Below are 17,017 nucleotides of genomic sequence, written 5' to 3' on the forward strand. Positions count from 1 at the left end.
CCTTCAATCGAGTCTGAAACATGAGTGACATGGAAACTCTCGAAAATTCCCTGATGAGCGACATTGCGTCGGCCGCCGACGAGCAGGCGATCGAAGCCGTGCGTGTTTCAGCGCTCGGCAAGAAGGGCTCGGTCTCCGAAATGCTGAAGACGCTCGGCTCGATGAGCGCAGAAGAGCGCCAGATAAAAGGCCCGGCGATCAACGGTCTCAAGAACCGCATCACCGAGGCGCTTACCGCGCGCCGCGCCGAACTCAAGGACGCAGCGATCGCGGCACGGCTCGCGGCGGAAAAGGTCGACGTCACGCTGCCGGTGCGGCAATCGCCGGCCGAGCGCGGCCGCATCCATCCGATCAGCCAGGTCAGCGACGAGATTGCCGCGATCTTCGGCGACCTCGGCTTTGCCATCGCCGAAGGTCCCGATATCGAGACCGATTACTACAATTTCACCGCGCTGAATTTCCCGGAAGGCCATCCGGCGCGCGAGATGCATGACACCTTCTTTTTCCAGCCGGACGAGAAGGGCGAGCGCAAGCTTTTGCGCACCCACACCTCGCCGGTGCAGATCCGCACCATGGAGGTGCAGAAGCCGCCGATCCGCATCGTCATTCCCGGAAAAACCTACCGCCAGGATTCCGATGCCACGCACTCGCCGATGTTCCATCAGGTCGAAGGGCTGGTGATCGACAGATCAGCCAACGTCGCCAACATGAAATGGGTGCTGGAGGAGTTCTGCAAGGCCTTCTTTGAGGTACGCCAGGTCAAGATGCGCTTCCGGCCGAGCTTCTTCCCGTTCACCGAACCCAGCATGGAGGTCGACATCCAGTGCGACCGTTCGCGGCCGGGCGAGGTGCGCTTTGGCGAAGGCTCCGACTGGATGGAGATCCTCGGCTGCGGCATGGTCCACCCCAATGTGCTGAGATATGGCGGGCTCGATCCCGACGAATATCAGGGCTTTGCCTGGGGCATGGGCATCGATCGCATCGCCATGCTGAAATACGGCATGCCGGACCTGCGCGCCTTCTTCGACGCCGATGTGCGCTGGCTGTCGCATTACGGCTTCCGGCCGCTCGACATGCCGACGCTGTTCGCAGGCTTGAGCACATGACAGCGGCCCACACCGGCGGCTGCCGCTGCGGCGCCGTGCGGTTCGAGGCTTCGGCCGAACCGCACCATGTCAGCTATTGCCATTGCGGCGATTGCCGGCGGGCCAGCGGCGCGCCGGTATCGGCCTTCGTCGGCTTCATCACCGAGCAGGTCGCCTTCACGGGCAAGGCGCTGAAGATGTTCGAGAACGGGCCGGTGACGCGCTCCTTTTGCGGCATCTGCGGCTCGCCGATCGCCTATGTCGATGAGCGGCTGGCCGACCACATCTATTTCATGCTCGGCGCCATGGACATGCCGGCCTATTTCAAGCCGACGCACCACGCCCATGTGCGCGAGCAGCTTCCCTTCGTGCACATGCCGGATGACTTGCCGAGACATCTGAAGACCAGCGTGCCCAGACCAGACGGAACACAGTCATGAAATTCACCCTATCCTGGCTCAAGGACCACCTCGAGACCGACGCCTCGCTCAACGAGCTCGTCGAGCGGCTGACCTCGATCGGCCTCGAAGTCGAGCATGTCGACGACAGATCGAGCCTAAAACCCTTCGTCATCGCCAAGGTGCTGGCGGCGGTGCAGCACCCCGATGCCGATCGGTTGCGCGTGCTGACGGTCGATACCGGCGACGGCAAGGCACCCGTGCAGGTTGTGTGTGGAGCGCCGAACGCCCGCGCGGGCCTGATCGGCGCCTTTGCAGCACCCGGCACCTATATTCCGGGCATCGACGTGACGCTGACGGTCGGCAAGATCAGGGGTGTCGAAAGCCATGGCATGATGTGCTCCGAGCGCGAGCTCGAGCTTTCCGAAGAGCATGACGGCATCATCGATCTGCCGGCCGATGCGCCGGTCGGCACCAGCTTCGCCGCCTATGCGCATCTCGACGATCCGGTCATAGAGATCAATTTGACGCCGAACCGTCCGGACGCGACCAGCGTCTACGGCATTGCCCGCGATCTGGCGGCGAGCGGGCTCGGCCGCCTCGTCGGCGGCGCGATCATGCCGCATGCCGGCAGCGGCATGTGCCCGGTGAAGGTGACGATCGAAGCCCCTGAGCTCTGCCCCGGCTTCGCCCTGAGATTGGTGAAAGGCGTGAACAACGGTCCGTCGCCGAAATGGCTGCAGCAGCGGCTGATCGCCATTGGGCTGAGGCCGATCAGCGCGCTGGTCGACATCACCAATTTCGTCACCTTCGATCGCGGCCGGCCCTTGCATGTGTTCGACGCGAACAAGGTCGCCGGCAACCTTACCGTGCGCCGGGCGCGTGACGGTGAAAAGGTGCTGGCGCTTGACGGCCGCGAACACACGCTGACGCCTGACATGTGCGTGATAGCAGACCAGGACGGCGTCGAATCGATCGCCGGCATCATGGGCGGCGAGCATTCCGGCTGCGACGAGAACACCACCGACGTGCTGATCGAATCGGCGCTTTGGGATCCGATCACCACGGCCCGCACCGGCAGGACGCTCGGCATCATCAGCGATGCGCGCTACCGCTTCGAGCGCGGCGTCGACCCGGAATTCATGGTGCCCGGCGTGGAACTGGCGACCAAGCTGGTGCTGGACTTCTGCGGCGGCACGCCGACTGAAACCGAAGTCGTCGGCTATGCCGGTCACGCGCCGAAGATCGTTTCTTTCCCGCTGTCGGAAGTGAGGCGGCTGACCGGCACAGAGGTGCCCATGGAGGAGAGCCTCGCCATTCTTTCGCGCCTCGGCTTCAAGCCGGAAGGCGCGGCCGATGTCGTCGATGTGGCGGTGCCGTCCTGGCGGCCGGATGTCGACGGCAAGGCCGATCTGGTCGAGGAGGTCATGCGCATCCATGGCGTCAACAACATCGCGCCGCAGCCGCTCGGCGCGCACGATGCCGTCAACGCCAAGATCCTGACTGTCCTGCAGGTCCGCACCCGCGCCGCCAAGCGGGCACTGGCGGTGCGCGGCATGATGGAGGCGGTCACCTGGTCGTTCATTCCGGCAAAACATGCCGAACTGTTCGGCGGCGGCCAGACCGCACTGAAGCTCGCAAACCCGATCGCTGCCGACATGTCCGACATGCGGCCGTCGCTGCTGCCGGGCCTGATCGCCGCCGCGCAGCGCAATGCCGACAAGGGCATCGGCGATGTCGCGCTGTTCGAAGTGTCCGGCACCTATGAGGGCGATGCGGCCGACCAGCAGCGGCGCGTCGCCGCCGGCGTGCGGCGCGGCACGGCCAGGCTCGAAGGCTCCGGCCGCCACTGGGCCGGCAATGCCGCTCCGGTCGGCGTATTCGACGCCAAGGCCGACGCGATCGCAGCACTCGAGGCCTGCGGCGCGCCGGTCGAGCGGCTGCAGATCGAGGCCGGCGGCCCGGCCTGGTATCATCCCGGCCGCTCCGGCACGATCAAGCTCGGGCCGAAGGTCATTTTGGGCACGTTCGGCGAGTTCCACCCGAAGACGCTGGAGGAACTTGACGTCTCCGGGCCGCTCTGCGGCTTCGAGGTTTTCATCGATGCCGTGCCGGAGCCGAAGGCCAAGCCGACGCGGACAAAACCGAGACTGGAACTGTCCGCCTTCCAGGCGGTCAAGCGCGATTTCGCCTTCGTCGTCGACAAGGCGGTCGAAGCCGGCACGCTGACCCGCGCAGCCCTTGCCGCCGACAGGAAGCTGATCACCAACGTCTCGGTCTTCGATGTTTTCGAAGGGGCGTCACTCGGCGCAGCCAAGAAATCGATCGCCATTGAAGTGTCGATCCAGCCGGTCGAAAGGACGCTGACCGACGAGGATTTCGAGGCGCTGGCCAAGCGCATCGTCGAGAATGTGCATAAGCAGACCGGTGGCGTGCTCAGAGCCTGACGCTGCGGGCACATGGCGTTCACTGTCGTGCCGTGGTGAGCCGAGTATTCTCCGCAGAAGTTGGCCGGACAGCGCCCCCTCTGTCCTGTCGGACATCTCCTCCGACAGGGGTGAGAATGGCTGTTTCGCCGTCCCGCCATCTTACGGCGCTGGCAGTTGGCGAAAGTGGGAGAGATCCAATCTCCCCACTTGAGGGGGAGATGTCCGGCAGGACAGAGGGGGGTGTCTCGCGCCCACGTCTCGCAATTGTTGCGCGGGGCTCGAAAAAGGCGCATCGAAACGCCCCGTTTCGATTGCTCCGTAGATCACCGATCATCCATTGACCAGCGCCAGCATTTCTTCGGTGTAGCGCTTGCCGACGACCTTCTCCGGCGACAGGGCCTCGCCAATGGCCGCCACTTCCGCCTGGCTCAGCGCAATCTGTGCTGCTGCCGCATTCTGCTCGAGATGGCGGATTTTTCGCGCACCGGGAATCGGCACGATGAAATCGCCCTGATGCAGCACCCAGGCGAGCGCCAGCTGCGCCGGCGTCACGCCCTTGTCCGCCGCCATTGTCTCCAGCGTCGCGACAACGGCCGCATTGGCGGCCATGGCGTCGGCCTGGAAGCGCGGTAGTCCACGCCGCCAGTCATCGGCACCGAGCACCTCTGGCTTGGCGATCGTTCCGGTCAGCAGGCCGCGGCCGAGCGGGCTGTAGGGGACAAAGCCGATGCCGAGTTCGCGGCAGACGGCGAACACCTCTTCCTCCGGATCGCGGCTCCACAGCGAATATTCGCTCTGCACTGCTGATATCGGATGCACCGCATGCGCCCGGCGAATGGTCGCCGCGCTCGCCTCCGACAGACCGAGCGCGCGCACCTTGCCCTCGCGCACCAGCTCGGCCATGGCGCCGACCGTATCCTCGATCGGCACATTGGGATCGACGCGATGCTGGTAGTACAGGTCGATCACCTCGGTGCCCAGCCGCTTCAATGACGCTTCGGCCACCGCCTTGACGTGTTCGGGGCGGCTGTCGACACCCGCCATGCGCTCGACGCCGTTACCTTCTTCAAGAATCCTGAAGCCGAATTTCGTCGCGATCGTCACCTGGCCACGCACCGGCTTCAGCGCCTTGCCGAGCAGGATCTCATTCTCGTACGGGCCATAGACCTCGGCCGTGTCGAAGAAATTGACGCCGATATCGACGGCGCGGCGCAGTGTGGCGATCGCGTCCACCTCCGGCTGGCCGCCATAGCCGAAGCTCATCCCCATGCAGCCGAGGCCGACCGGATAGACGTCAAGTTCATTTCCAAGCTTGCGGGTTTGCATCACGCGTCTCCTTGTTGTGATGCGGCAGAGATAGCGCCTTGCACTGCGTTCGATAATCGGCGCTTACTCGCACGGGCTGTTCTAAAAGATAGATCAATGAATCGAACACATCTCTCGCAACTTGCGGTGCTGGCAACCGTCGCCCAGTGCGGCAGCTTTCGCGGTGCGGCCAAGGATCTCGGCATAGCGCCCTCCGCAGTCAGCCACGCGGTTTCCAGCCTGGAAGCGCGTCTTGGCGTGCGGCTCCTGGCGCGCAGCACGCGCAGCGTCGCCCCGACCGAGGAAGGCGCACAGCTGCTCGAGCGGCTGAGGCCGGCGCTGTCAGAAATCGATCTGGCGCTGGAATCGGCGGTCGAGGCGCGCGACCGGCCGGCTGGCAATCTCCGGTTGACCGTGCCACGCACCGCCGCCCACCTGGCGCTGACGCCGCGGCTCGGTGCCTTTGCATCGGCCTATCCCGACATCGTGCTGGAGATCGTCATCGAAGACCGCTTCACTGATGTGGTCGAAGGCGGCTTCGACGCCGGCGTCCGGCTCGGCGAGAGCCTGCAGCGCGACATGATCGCTGTGCGCATCGGTCCAAACCTTCGCGGCGCCGTCGTCGGCGCGCCATCCTACTTCGCAACCATGCCCAGGCCGCGCCATCCACACGATCTCGTCGGTCACCGTTGCATCCGCTTCCGTTTCTCCAGCGGCATCCTCTACCGCTGGGAATTCGAGAAGGACGGCGAGGAGATCGAGCTGGCGGTGCAAGGGCCGCTGATCCTCGACGAAGACCATCTGATCGCCAATGCGGCGGCCGACGGCGCTGGGCTTGCCTTCCTGTTCGAGGACTATGTCCGCGAGGCGTTGGCCACCGGCCGGCTCATTCGCGTGCTGGAAGACTGGTGCCCGCCCTTCGACGGTTTCTTCGCCTACTACCCGAGCCGCCGCCAGATGCGGCCGGCGCTGCGAGCCTTTGTCGATTTCTTCAAGATAGAAAGCCGGCTTGTAGGAACGTCGTCGGCTTCGACATGACACATACAGGTAGAAGGGGATAGCCTTTGCAGGACCTGGTTTCCTCGCCCCCCCTTTGCGGAGACGAGGAACCCAAGCTCTGCGGAGGGCAGCGCCGGCATCCGAACAAGCCGCAGACGATCGCCTTGCTCGCTGCCATGCTTCGCATTGGCTTTTTTGCCGATTTCAGGCAAACCTCCACGCCTGCAATTTGAAGAGGGAGAAGCCTGATGTTCCGATGGGGTGTTTTGTCGACGGCCAAGATCGGCCGCGAGCATCTTTTGCCTGCAATGGTCGAGGCGGAGAACGGCGTGCTGTCGGCGATCGCCAGCCGCGACCTGTCGAAAGCCCGTGCCCTGGCCGATCGGTTCGGCGCCCCCCATGCCTTCGGCTCCTATGACGAGCTGCTCGCATCCAGGGATGTCGACGGCGTCTACATCCCGCTGCCGACCGCCCAGCATGTCGAATGGACCGCCAAGGCGATCGAGGCCGGCAAGCATGTTCTGGTCGAAAAGCCGCTGGCGCTCGACGCCAGGGACATTCCGCCGCTGATCAAGCTGCGCGACGCCAAAAACGTGCTGGTCTGCGAAGCCTTCATGGTCGTCTACCACCCGCAATGGGTCAAGGTGCGCGAGCTGATCGCCAACGGCGCCATCGGCCCGCTGCGCCATGTCCAGGGCGCGTTCTCCTACTACAATGTCGATCCCAAGAACATGCGCAACCAGCTCGACCTCGGTGGCGGCGCGCTGCCCGACATCGGCGTCTACCCGACGGTGTCGACGCGCTTTTCGACGGGCAAGGAGCCGCTGCGCGTCCAGGCGACGATCGAGCGCGACAAGACATTCGGCACCGACATCTACTCCTCGATCCGCGCCGATTTCGGTGATTTCGAATTGTCGTTCTATCTGTCGACGCAGATGGCGGCCCGGCAGGTGATGGTGTTCCACGGCGAGAAGGGCTTCATCGAGGTGCTTTCGCCGTTCAACGCCGGCATCTACGACCACCATCGCATCGAGCTGCACAACCAGAACCACAGCGAGGCGCAAGTGTTCCGCTTCCCCGGCATGCAGCAATACCGGCTGGAGGTCGAGGCCTTCGCGCGGGCGGCACAGGGCGGCACCGACCGCGTCTTCACGCTGGAAGAGTCCGTGCTCAACCAGAAGGTCATCGACGCCATCTTCCGCGCCGGCGAGAAGGAAGGCTGGGAGACGGTCTGACAATCGTCAAGCGGGGGAGGAGAGCCGGGGGAGGAGAAAGTGGCTGACGATGCGGATGTGATCATTGTCGGCGCCGGCCTTGCCGGGCTCGTCGCGGCGGCCGAGCTGGCCGAGGCCGGCAAGAAGACCATCATCGTCGACCAGGAGCCTGAACAGTCGCTCGGCGGCCAGGCGTTCTGGTCGCTTGGCGGCATCTTCCTCGTCGATTCGCCCGAGCAGCGGCGCATGCGCATCCGCGATTCGCATGATCTGGCGCTCGAGGACTGGCTTGGCACCGCCGCCTTCGACCGTGCGGAAGATTTTTGGCCGCGCCGCTGGGCCGAGGCCTATGTCGGCTTCGCCGCCGGCGAGAAGCGCTCCTGGCTGACGCAGCGCGGCATGAAGTTCTTCCCAATCGTCGGCTGGGCCGAGCGCGGCGGCGGCAACGCCGTCGGCCACGGCAATTCGGTGCCGCGCTTTCACGTCACCTGGGGCACCGGGCCGGGCGTGCTCGACCCGTTCGTACGGCGCGTGCGCGAGGCCGAGAATAGCGGGCTGATCCGCTTCAAATTCCGCCACCGGATCAACGAACTGACGCGGACAGGCGCCGTCGTGAATGGCGTGCGCGGCGACATGCTTGAGCCGAGCGATGTCGAGCGCGGCCGCAGGAGTTCGCGCGATATCGCCGGCGACTTCGAGTTCAAGGCGCAAGCGGTCATCGTCGCCTCCGGCGGCATCGGCGGCAATCCCGAGCTTGTCCGCAAAAACTGGCCGCAGCGGCTCGGCACGCCGCCCAGGTGCATGATCTCTGGCGTTCCCGACCATGTCGACGGCCGCATGCTGGCGATCACCGAACAGGCCGGCGGCAGCATCATCAACCGCGACCGCATGTGGCACTACGTCGAAGGCATCAGGAACTGGGCGCCGCTCTGGACCGACCATGCAATCCGCATCCTGCCCGGCCCGTCGTCGCTGTGGCTCGACGCCCGCGGCAAACGACTGCCGGTGCCGCTCTATCCCGGCTTCGACACGCTGGGCACGCTCAGCCACATCATGAGCACCGGCTTCGATTATTCCTGGTTCATCCTGACCAAAAAGATCATCCAGAAGGAGTTCGCACTGTCGGGCTCCGAGCAGAATCCCGACCTCACCGGAAAAAGCTGGCGCCAGGTGCTTGGCCGCGCCACATCGGGCGTTCCCGGTCCGGTAAAGGCGTTCATGGAGAAGGGCGAGGATTTCATCGTCGAGCCTGGTTTGCCGGCGCTGGTCGCCCGCATGAACGCGCTTGTCGGCGGCGAGCCGCTGCTCGAACTGGCACAGGTCGAGCACGAAATCCGCGCCCGTGACAGGCAGCTCGACAATCCGTTCTCCAAGGATATGCAGATCACCGCCTTGCGCGGCGCCCGAGCCTATCTCGGCGACCGGCTGATCCGCACGGCCAAGCCGCACAAGATGCTCGACCCTGCCAATGGGCCGCTGATCGCGGTCAGGCTCAACATCCTGACCCGCAAGACGCTGGGAGGCTTGCAGACCGATCTCGACAGCCGTGTCCTGGGTACCGATGGCCAGCCGGTCGAGGGATTGTACGCGGTCGGCGAAGCCGCCGGTTTCGGCGGCGGCGGCATGCATGGCTATGCGGCGCTGGAAGGGACGTTTCTTGGCGGCTGCATTTTTTCAGGCCGCAGCGCCGGCCGGGCGGCGTCGCGGGCAGTGGGGTAGAATCCTCACCAGATCCATTCGCCGCGTCCCAGAGCCGATACCGCGTCAACGATCCGGGTAAAGCTCGAGCGCGCACGATCGACCATGTGCCGGCCTCTGAGATAGCCATGCACCAGCCCCGGCTCTTCGAACCAGTAGGCGTGACCCTCCTCCGCGACGAGGCGGTCGCGATAGGCCTCGCCGTCTGACGACAGCGGGTCGCATTGGGCGGTGATCAGCACAGTCGGCGGCAGATTGGCAAAATCGGCATCGGCCAGCGGCGACAGCGTGAGATCGCCGGTGCGGTCTTCGCCACCGGTCCTGATATTCGTGTAGAAATCGAGGTCGCGGACCGTCAGCATCGGCGCCTCGGCATGGGTCACGTAAGAGCCTTGCGAGCGGTCGCCGCCAAGGCCGGGATAGATCAGCACCTGGCCGATCGGCCTTCGTGCATGGCCGCGCGTCGCATGGCTGACCGCGGCGGCAAGATTGCCGCCGGCGCTGTCGCCGCAAAGCAGGATCGGGCGCCTGTAGGTCGTCGCCGCCCATTCGAAGGCGCTGATGGCATCGTCGAAGCCGGCCGGATGCAGATGTTCCGGCGCCAGCCGGTAATCGACCGAAACCAGCTCATAGCCGGTGCGGCTGCAAAGCTCGGCGCAGAGGTCGTCATGGCTGTCGAGCCCGCCGAGGATATAACCGCCGCCATGGAAATAAAGCACCATCGCCGCCGCTTCCGGCGCGGGTGTGCGGTAGATGCGGATCGGGATGGGATGCGAAGGCGTGGCAATGGCGGTGGTCTCCGCCGTAACGTTGTCTGGGTGGCCGGCAGAGAATTCACGGCACATGCGGTCGTAGATGTCGCGCTGCTGATCGATCGTGTAGTCGATCGCATCAGGCGGAAAATAGGAATTGGTCCGCTCGATGAAGGCCCAGGTCTCGGCGTCGATGAGCTTTTTGTAGTCGGTCATGGACGCTGAACGCGATCTGACGACAGCGCCTGGGCACCCCCCTCTGCCCTGCCGGGCATCTCCCCCCTCAAGGGGGGAGATCGGATGTCGCTTCGGTTTTCGCCAATCTCCAACGTTGCAAGATGGGCTGCAAGGCCGAAGCTGCCAATCTCCCCCCTTGAGGGGGAGATGGCCGGCAGGCCAGAGGGGGGTGGGCGCCGTCATTTCAACAATACCTTCACTTCCCCTTCCACACCGGGTCGCGCTTTTCGGCAAAGGCGCGAAAACCCTCGAGATTGTCCTCCGAGCCGTACAGTGCGTCAACCGTCGCCAATTGGCGGCGCGTCACCCGGTTCATCGCGTCCTGGAAGGTGAGTGCTTCGGCGATCCGCGCCGTCTCCTTGATCGCGGCAAAGACCAGCGGCGGACCGCCGGCGAGCAGTCGTGCGATCTCCCAGACGCGATCCTCGAGCTTCTCCTTGGGCAGAACCTCGTTGACCAGACCCCAGCGATGCGCTTCGGCGACATCCATCCAGCGGCCGGTGAACAAAAGGTCCATGGCGACATGATAGGGAATGCGCTTCGGCAGCTTGATCGTCGCTGCATCGGCCAGCGTGCCGGCGCGAATTTCCGGCAGCGCAAAGGAGGAGTGATCCGACGCGTAGATGAGGTCGCAGGACAGCGCCAGCTCGAAGCCGCCGCCGACCGCCATGCCGTTGACGCAGGCGATGACCGGCTTGTTGAGATCGCGCAGTTCCTGCAGTCCGCCGAACCCGCCGACTCCATAGTCGCCGTCGACAGCATCGCCGCCGGCCGCGGCTTTCAGGTCCCAGCCGGCGCAGAAGAACTTGTCGCCGGCAGTCTTGACGATGGCGACCCGCAGATCCGGATCGTCGCGGAACGCCTTGAAGGTCTCGCCCATCAGCCGCGAGGTGTTGAGGTCGATAGCGTTGGCCTTGGGCCGATCGAGCGTGATTTCGAGGATCGTGCCCTCGCGGCGGGTGGTGATGACGTCAGACATTCTAGTTTTCTCCAAGCACCAGCAGCGCGTCGGCGATCCAGGCGCCTTTGCCTTGCGCGCAGACGATCAGCGGGTTGATGTCGAGCTCCTCGATCTCGCCGGCATTTTTCTGCACGAAGGCGGCGATGCCTGATATCGCCTCGATGGCCGCCGCGAGATCGGCCTTGGGCCGGCCGCGATAGCCTTCGAGCAGCGGGAACAATTTGAGCCCGCGCAATGCCGCCTCGATGTCGTCGCGGGTCGCCGGCAGCATCAGCGTGACGCTGTCGCGCAGCAGCTCGACCAGCACGCCGCCGGTGCCCAGCGTCATCACCGCGCCGAACATCGGGTCACGGGTGAAGCCGACGAGCAGTTCGGCGACGCCGTCGCGCACCATGCGCTCGACATAGAGGCCGGTGCCGAGCGCATCGAGATCATGGGCGGCCGTGCTGACGGATTCGGCGTCCCTGAGGTTGAGCCGAACCGCGTCAAGCTCGGATTTGTGGGTGACGCCCAAAGCCTTCAGCGCAACCGGAAAACCGAGCGCCATCGAGGAGATGACCGCCTCGACCGCATTGCCGGCGCGTTCACCGCTCGGCACGGGGAGCCCGGCCTCGATCAGCCGCGCTTTCGCCTCGGCCTCATCAGGCGTGACATGGTCGCCGGCCGGCGCCCCGGAAGCGGAGGTGTCGATCGGCTGCGCCTGCGGCTCGCGCCAGGCCCAGCCAATGAAGGCGGCCGCCTGGGCGGCGTCCATGGCTTCGGAAATGCCGAACAACGGCACCATGCCGCGTCCCATCAGCCCGGCGGTGTATTCCTCGGGCAGGTTCTCCGGCAGCGAGGAGACGATCGCGCCCTGTGCCTTGTTGGTCTTCAGCGCCGTTTCGAAGGCGCGCAGCGTCGTCCACCAGTCGGTGTCGGAGCAGCGGTCGGGGCGCGGGAAATCGAGCACCAGCATGTTGAGGTCGAAGCCGCCCGACACCATGGCGGTGAAGGTGGCGGTCATCGCCGGCTCGTTGTTCCAGATGAAGGTGTGGTAGTCGAGCGGATTGGCCACCGCAACCAGCGGCCCGAGCGTCGATTTGACGTGGGCGCGGTGGGTGTCGGTCAGCGCCGGGAAATTGACCCAGCGGCCTTCGGCGCTGTCGGCCATGACAGACGCCTCGCCGCCCGAACAGCTCATCGACGACAGCCGGTAGCCGGGCAGGGGGCCGGTGACGTGCAGCAGCTTGAGCGCCTCGATGAAGGCAGGGATGGAATCGACGCGGGCGATGCCGAGCCGCTTCAGGAAGGCGCCCGAGGCAGCGTCCGAGCCGGCCAGCGACGCGGTATGCGACACCGTTGCTTGCCGCGCCTGCTCGGAGCGGCCAACCTTCATGGCGATGATCGGTTTCTTCAGCTCTCGCGCCCGCGCGGCCAGCCTTTCGAAGCCGGCTACCGAATCGAACGCCTCGATATGCAGGCCGAGCGAAGTGACCCGATCGTCCTCGATCAGGCCGAGCGCCATTTCCGAAAGGCCGGTCTGTGCCTGGTTGCCGGCGGTCATCAGAAAGGCGATCGGCAGGCCGCGCTTCTGCATCGTCATGTTGATGGCGATGTTCGACGACTGGGTGATGATGGCGACCCCGCGGCCACCCTCGGCCAGCCTGATGCCGCCATGCTGGTCGGGCCATAAAAGCGCGCCATCGGCATAATTGATCAGGCCGTAGCAGTTCGGCCCGATGACCGGCATCTGGCCCGCCGCAGCGACCAGTTCCGCCTGCAATCGCTCGCCATGCTCGTCATAAGCCTCGGTCTCGAGAAAACCGGCGGCAAAGCAGACGGCGCCGCCTGCGCCGCGTTCGGCCAGCGCCTTGACCACCTCGATGGTCAAATGCCGGTTGACGCCGACAAAGGCGGCGTCGGGCGCGCCGGGCAGGTCGGCCACCGAGCGGTAGGCCTTTCGGCCGGCGACTTCATCCTTGGTCGGGTGCACCGGCCAGATCTCGCCGGCAAAGCCCATCTTGATCGACTGCGCGACGACGGCGGCGGCCTGCGCGCCGCCGAACACGGCGATCGTTCGCGGGCGCAAGAGGCGCTCAAGTTTGTGCATTTATCAGCCCCCGAACGGGCGCAGCAGCGCCCGTGAAATGATGTGGCGCTGGATTTCCGACGTGCCTTCCCAGATGCGCTCGACGCGGGCGTCGCGCCAGATGCGCTCCAGCGGCAGATCATCCATCAGCCCCATGCCGCCATGGATCTGGATCGCCTCGTCGGCGACGAAGGCAAGCATTTCGGTGGCCTTCAGCTTGGCCATGGCCATGTCCTGATCGGTGACGGTGCCCTGATCGTACTTCCAGCCGGCTTCGAACACCATCAGGTCGGCCGCTTTCAGTTCGGTCGCCATATCGGCAAGCTTGAATGAAACGCCCTGGAACTTGCCGATCTGCTGGCCGAACTGCTGGCGCTGCGCGGCGTATTCGATGGCATGGCCAAGCGCCCGCTCGGCCCGGCCGAGACAGGTCGCGCCGACCTGCAGGCGGGTTGCACCAAGCCATGAATTGGCGACGTCGAAACCCTTGTGGACCTCGCCCAGAACCTGGGCTCCGGGCAGCCGGCAATCGTCGAATTCGAGGATGGCGTTGGTGTAACCGCGATGCGAGACGTTGCGGTAGCCGTCACGCACCGTAAAACCCTTGGTGCCCTTGTCGACGAAGAAGGCCGTGATCTTCTTGCGTTTTCCACGCGGCGTCTCCTCTTCGCCCGAAGCCATGAAGACGATGGCGAAATCGGCGAGGTCGGCATGGCTGATGAAATGCTTGGTGCCGTTCAGCACCCAGTCGTCGCCGTCCTGCACCGCGGTTGCCTTCATGCCGCGCAGATCGGAGCCGGCACCCGGCTCGGTCATCGCCAGGCAATCCCACTTCTCGCCGCGAATGCAGGGATAGAGATACTTTTCGCGCTGCTCCGGCGTGCCGGCCAAGAGGATGTTGGATGGCCGCGCCACGCAGGTCCAGTGCAGTGCGTAATTGGCGCGGCCGAGCTCCTTCTCGTAAAGCAGCCAGGTCACCGTATCGAGGCCGGCGCCACCGACCTCCGCAGGCATGTTGGCGGCATAGAGCCCGGCTTCGATCGCCTTGGCCTTGATCTCATCGATCAGCTCGCGGCGCAGCACGCCGGTGCGCTCCACCTCGCGCTCATGCGGGTAAAGCTCGTTCTCGACGAAGGCGCGCGTCGTCTCGACGATCAGTTTCTGTTCCTCGGAGAGGCCAAAATCCATGGTCTCAGCCTTTCTTCTTTTTCTTCGGCTTTTCGGCCTTGGCCTTCTCGGCCGCCTTGGAGGCGGTGGGCTTCTTCGCCGCAAGCTTGGCGAGCTGCTTGGTATAGTCCTTGTGCAAGGCGCCGGCGCCCCAGCCCTTGCCTTTGTTCTGCTTCGACAGCGCATCCATGATGGCGACCAGATTGTCGTCGCGGATCTTTTCGAGCTCGCGGATCGACAGGCCATCCGCCTGATCGTCCGACTGCGTGGCGATCAGGTCGACCAGTTCGTCGTTGAACTCCGGCACATCCATCAGCTTGGTCCACGGCCATTTCAGGCACGGCCCGAACTGCGCCATGAAATGGCGCATGCCGGCCTCGCCGCCGGCGACGCGGTAGACCTGGAACATGCCCATCTGCGCCCAGCGCAGGCCGAAGCCATAGCGCATGATGTCGTCGAGTTCCTCGACCGTGCAGATGCCGTCCTTGATCAGCCACAGCGCCTCGCGCCATGCCGCCTCCAGCAGGCGGTCGCCGACGAACGCCTCGATCTCCTTGCGGATCACCACTGGTTTCATGCCGATCGAGGCGTACATCTCCTTGGCGACCTCGATCGCCTCGGGAAAGGTCTGCTCGCCGCCGACGATCTCGACCAGCGGAAGCAAATAGACCGGGTTGAATGGATGGCCGACGACCAGCCGTTCCGGATGCTTCTTCATCGCCACCTGCATGTCGGTCGGCTTGATGCCGGAGGTCGAGGAGCCGACGATGGCATTGGCCGGCGCATAGAGGTCGATCTCGGCCAGCACGCGGTGTTTCAGGTCGAGCCGTTCCGGCACGCTTTCCTGGATGAAATCGGCATCGGCGACGGCGTCGGCAATGGTCTTGGCAAAGGTCAATTTGCCTTCTTTTGGCAGGCCGTCGGGCAGCATCTGCTTGTAGGCGCGGCGCGCGCCTTTCATCACTTCGCCGACCTTGCGCGCGGCTTCGGGGTCGGGATCGAAAATCGACACGTCGATGCCGTTCAAGAGCAGTCGCGCCACCCAGCCGGCGCCGATGACGCCGCCGCCGATTGCAGCTGCCTTGGTGATGATGCTCATGCGGAGGCTCCGGTTCTTGTCCTGGCTTTTTCCAGGTCGATGAGAGGCACGCGCTCGCCGGCGCGGATCACGGTGGGGTCATAGGCCCTGCGCGCAAACACCTCGAGCACGAAGGGCCGGAAGAAGTCGATCGGCAACGTCTCGCAATCGGGGTCGAAGCTCGACTGGTCCCAGCGCTCACAGAACTGGTCGCAATCGTCGAAATAAAGGTGGCCGGCGAAACGGTCGCGCGCATGCGGATTGCCGCCGAGATGGTGGGCGTAATAGAGGCGCTGGAAGTCGCCGTGCTTTTCCACAACCCAGGTGCACTGCTCGCGCACGAAAGGTTTTAGGACCGAAGCTGCATATTCGTCGTGATTGTACGGTGCGTAGACGTCGCCGATGTCGTGCAGCAGGGCGCAGACGATCCAGTCGGTGTCGGCGCCGTCGCGCCATGCGCGCGTCGCCGCCTGCAGCGAATGGCCGAGCCGGGTGATCTTGTAGCCGGACAGGCCTTCGTCGAGTTGGACAAGCGCGTCAAGCAGCCGTTCGCCGGTCTTCGCCGCATAGTCGATCTCGTGCTCGGTGAGGAACGCGTAATCGTCACGGTCGCCATCCTTCATTGCGGTGAATTTCACGGTCTTCATCGGCGGCTCCTCCCTACCGACTGCTTGTTCAAAGCGGCGCGCGCTTTGTCAAATTGAGCTTCTTGCGCACTTCATCGGGGCCGATGACCCTTGCGCCCATGTTCGACACGATGCTGACCGCCCGCTCGACCAGCTGCGCATTGGTCGCCAGCACGCCCTTGTCGAGCCAGAGATTGTCCTCGAGTCCGACGCGGACATTGCCGCCCGCCAGCACCGCAGCGGCGGCATAGGCCATCTGGTTGCGGCCGATGGAGAACGCCGACCAGGTCCAACCCGACGGCACATTGTTGACCATCGCCATAAAAGTGTTGAGATCGTCCGGCGCGCCCCATGGCACGCCCATGCACAATTGCACGAGAGCATCCGGGTCCAGCACCTTTTCCTCGACCAATTGCTTGGCAAACCACAGATGGCCGGTGTCGAAGGCCTCGATCTCCGGCTTGACGCCAAGCGCCGTCATCATGCCGCCCATGGCGCGCAGCATGCCTGGCGTGTTGGTCATGACATAGTCGGCCTCGGCGAAATTCATGGTGCCGCAGTCGAGCGTGCATATCTCCGGCAGGCACTGGCGCACATGTTCCACGCGGTTGGTGGCGCCGCCCATATCGGTGGCTTTCTCGTTCAGCGGCAGCGGGTTTTCTGGCGAGCCGAACACCATGTCGCCGCCCATGCCGGCGGTCAGGTTCAGCACCACGTCGACGTCTGCCGCACGGATGCGCTCGGTCACTTCGCGATAAAGCTGCACGTCGCGGCGCGGCCTGCCGGTTTCGGGGTCGCGCACATGGCAGTGGACGATCGCCGCACCCGCCTTTGCCGCGTCGATGGCCGAATCGGCGATCTGCTTGGGCGAGCGCGGCACATGCGGGCTGCGGTCTTGCGAGCTGCCGGACCCGGTTATGGCACAGGTAATGAAGACCTCACGGTTCATCGCAAGCGGCATCGACTTTTCTCCCAATCAGCACAGATGGTCCCGATCAAA

At 64.7% G+C, this 17,017-nt stretch carries 14 protein-coding genes; 6 read left to right on the forward strand and 8 right to left on the reverse strand.

Going from position 1 to position 17,017, the window contains the following annotated elements; all coding sequences use genetic code 11:
• Positions 1-20: 20 nt before the first annotated feature.
• Genes pheS through pheT form a run of 3 tightly spaced genes read left to right on the forward strand, consistent with a single transcriptional unit; the run spans position 21 to position 3,930 of the window.
• On the forward strand, positions 21-1,106 hold the full coding sequence (gene pheS / locus AC0L2C_RS07395; protein ID WP_287070983.1) for a phenylalanine--tRNA ligase subunit alpha: 1,086 nt from the start codon (positions 21-23) through the stop codon (positions 1,104-1,106).
• The gene (locus AC0L2C_RS07400; RefSeq protein ID WP_027152017.1) at positions 1,103-1,525 is read left to right on the forward strand and encodes a GFA family protein; all 423 of its coding nucleotides are present in this window, start codon (positions 1,103-1,105) and stop codon (positions 1,523-1,525) included. Before pheS ends, AC0L2C_RS07400 begins: the two co-directional genes overlap by 4 nt.
• Complete coding sequence (gene pheT / locus AC0L2C_RS07405; protein ID WP_473523057.1) at positions 1,522-3,930, forward strand: phenylalanine--tRNA ligase subunit beta; 2,409 nt, start codon at positions 1,522-1,524, stop codon at positions 3,928-3,930. The genes AC0L2C_RS07400 and pheT overlap by 4 nt, the downstream gene beginning before the upstream one ends.
• A 312-nt stretch (positions 3,931-4,242) precedes the next feature.
• Here the strand turns inward: pheT and AC0L2C_RS07410 are convergent, their stop codons facing one another.
• Complete coding sequence (locus tag AC0L2C_RS07410) at positions 4,243-5,238, reverse strand: aldo/keto reductase (protein WP_473523058.1); 996 nt, start codon at positions 5,236-5,238, stop codon at positions 4,243-4,245.
• A gap of 96 nt (positions 5,239-5,334) precedes the next feature.
• Here AC0L2C_RS07410 and AC0L2C_RS07415 point away from each other — a divergent pair, with 96 nt between their 5' ends.
• The 3 genes from AC0L2C_RS07415 (at position 5,335) to AC0L2C_RS07425 (ending at position 9,149) form a co-directional block, all read left to right on the forward strand.
• On the forward strand, positions 5,335-6,255 hold the full coding sequence (locus AC0L2C_RS07415) for a LysR family transcriptional regulator (protein ID WP_473523059.1): 921 nt from the start codon (positions 5,335-5,337) through the stop codon (positions 6,253-6,255).
• Positions 6,256-6,464: 209 nt separating this feature from the next.
• Positions 6,465-7,451 (forward strand): Gfo/Idh/MocA family protein, encoded by a 987-nt coding sequence (locus AC0L2C_RS07420; protein ID WP_473523060.1) that lies wholly within the window; start codon positions 6,465-6,467, stop codon positions 7,449-7,451.
• Positions 7,452-7,490: 39 nt separating this feature from the next.
• Positions 7,491-9,149 (forward strand): FAD-binding dehydrogenase, encoded by a 1,659-nt coding sequence (locus AC0L2C_RS07425; RefSeq protein ID WP_473523061.1) that lies wholly within the window; start codon positions 7,491-7,493, stop codon positions 9,147-9,149.
• A 5-nt stretch (positions 9,150-9,154) separates the two neighbouring features.
• Here the strand turns inward: AC0L2C_RS07425 and AC0L2C_RS07430 are convergent, their stop codons facing one another.
• The 7 genes from AC0L2C_RS07430 to bcoG all read right to left on the reverse strand — a co-directional run bounded on the left by AC0L2C_RS07430 (position 9,155) and on the right by bcoG (position 16,978).
• Entirely contained in the window at positions 9,155-10,096 is a 942-nt protein-coding gene (locus AC0L2C_RS07430) for an alpha/beta hydrolase (protein ID WP_473523062.1), read from the reverse strand.
• Between the two features lie 217 nt (positions 10,097-10,313).
• Positions 10,314-11,096, reverse strand: a complete 783-nt coding sequence (locus AC0L2C_RS07435) for a carnitinyl-CoA dehydratase (RefSeq protein ID WP_473523063.1) — start codon at positions 11,094-11,096, stop codon at positions 10,314-10,316.
• Between the two features lies 1 nt (position 11,097).
• A complete protein-coding gene (locus AC0L2C_RS07440; RefSeq protein WP_473523064.1) occupies positions 11,098-13,167 on the reverse strand; it encodes an acetate--CoA ligase family protein in 2,070 nt (689 codons plus the stop codon).
• Positions 13,168-13,170: 3 nt separating this feature from the next.
• Positions 13,171-14,334 (reverse strand): acyl-CoA dehydrogenase family protein, encoded by a 1,164-nt coding sequence (locus AC0L2C_RS07445; RefSeq protein WP_128170375.1) that lies wholly within the window; start codon positions 14,332-14,334, stop codon positions 13,171-13,173.
• Positions 14,335-14,338: 4 nt separating this feature from the next.
• Complete coding sequence (locus AC0L2C_RS07450; RefSeq protein WP_091592618.1) at positions 14,339-15,412, reverse strand: carnitine 3-dehydrogenase; 1,074 nt, start codon at positions 15,410-15,412, stop codon at positions 14,339-14,341.
• Entirely contained in the window at positions 15,409-16,038 is a 630-nt protein-coding gene (locus AC0L2C_RS07455; RefSeq protein ID WP_473523065.1) for an HD domain-containing protein, read from the reverse strand. The genes AC0L2C_RS07450 and AC0L2C_RS07455 overlap by 4 nt, the downstream gene beginning before the upstream one ends.
• A 28-nt stretch (positions 16,039-16,066) precedes the next feature.
• A complete protein-coding gene (bcoG, locus tag AC0L2C_RS07460; protein ID WP_023796869.1) occupies positions 16,067-16,978 on the reverse strand; it encodes a 3-dehydrocarnitine:acetyl-CoA trimethylamine transferase BcoG in 912 nt (303 codons plus the stop codon).
• Positions 16,979-17,017 lie beyond the last annotated feature (39 nt).

It is taken from the genome of Mesorhizobium sp. WSM4845, from assembly GCF_055811455.1.

Coding starts and splice junctions, on each gene's coding strand:
- pheS (WP_287070983.1), top strand. CDS start 21: ATGAGTGACATGGAAACTCTCGAAAATTCCCTGATGAGCGACATTGCG.
- AC0L2C_RS07400 (WP_027152017.1), top strand. CDS start 1,103: ATGACAGCGGCCCACACCGGCGGCTGCCGCTGCGGCGCCGTGCGGTTC.
- pheT (WP_473523057.1), top strand. CDS start 1,522: ATGAAATTCACCCTATCCTGGCTCAAGGACCACCTCGAGACCGACGCC.
- AC0L2C_RS07410 (WP_473523058.1), bottom strand. CDS start 5,238: ATGCAAACCCGCAAGCTTGGAAATGAACTTGACGTCTATCCGGTCGGC.
- AC0L2C_RS07415 (WP_473523059.1), top strand. CDS start 5,335: ATGAATCGAACACATCTCTCGCAACTTGCGGTGCTGGCAACCGTCGCC.
- AC0L2C_RS07420 (WP_473523060.1), top strand. CDS start 6,465: ATGTTCCGATGGGGTGTTTTGTCGACGGCCAAGATCGGCCGCGAGCAT.
- AC0L2C_RS07430 (WP_473523062.1), bottom strand. CDS start 10,096: ATGACCGACTACAAAAAGCTCATCGACGCCGAGACCTGGGCCTTCATC.
- AC0L2C_RS07435 (WP_473523063.1), bottom strand. CDS start 11,096: ATGTCTGACGTCATCACCACCCGCCGCGAGGGCACGATCCTCGAAATC.
- AC0L2C_RS07440 (WP_473523064.1), bottom strand. CDS start 13,167: ATGCACAAACTTGAGCGCCTCTTGCGCCCGCGAACGATCGCCGTGTTC.
- AC0L2C_RS07445 (WP_128170375.1), bottom strand. CDS start 14,334: ATGGATTTTGGCCTCTCCGAGGAACAGAAACTGATCGTCGAGACGACG.
- AC0L2C_RS07450 (WP_091592618.1), bottom strand. CDS start 15,412: ATGAGCATCATCACCAAGGCAGCTGCAATCGGCGGCGGCGTCATCGGC.
- AC0L2C_RS07455 (WP_473523065.1), bottom strand. CDS start 16,038: ATGAAGACCGTGAAATTCACCGCAATGAAGGATGGCGACCGTGACGAT.
- bcoG (WP_023796869.1), bottom strand. CDS start 16,978: ATGCCGCTTGCGATGAACCGTGAGGTCTTCATTACCTGTGCCATAACC.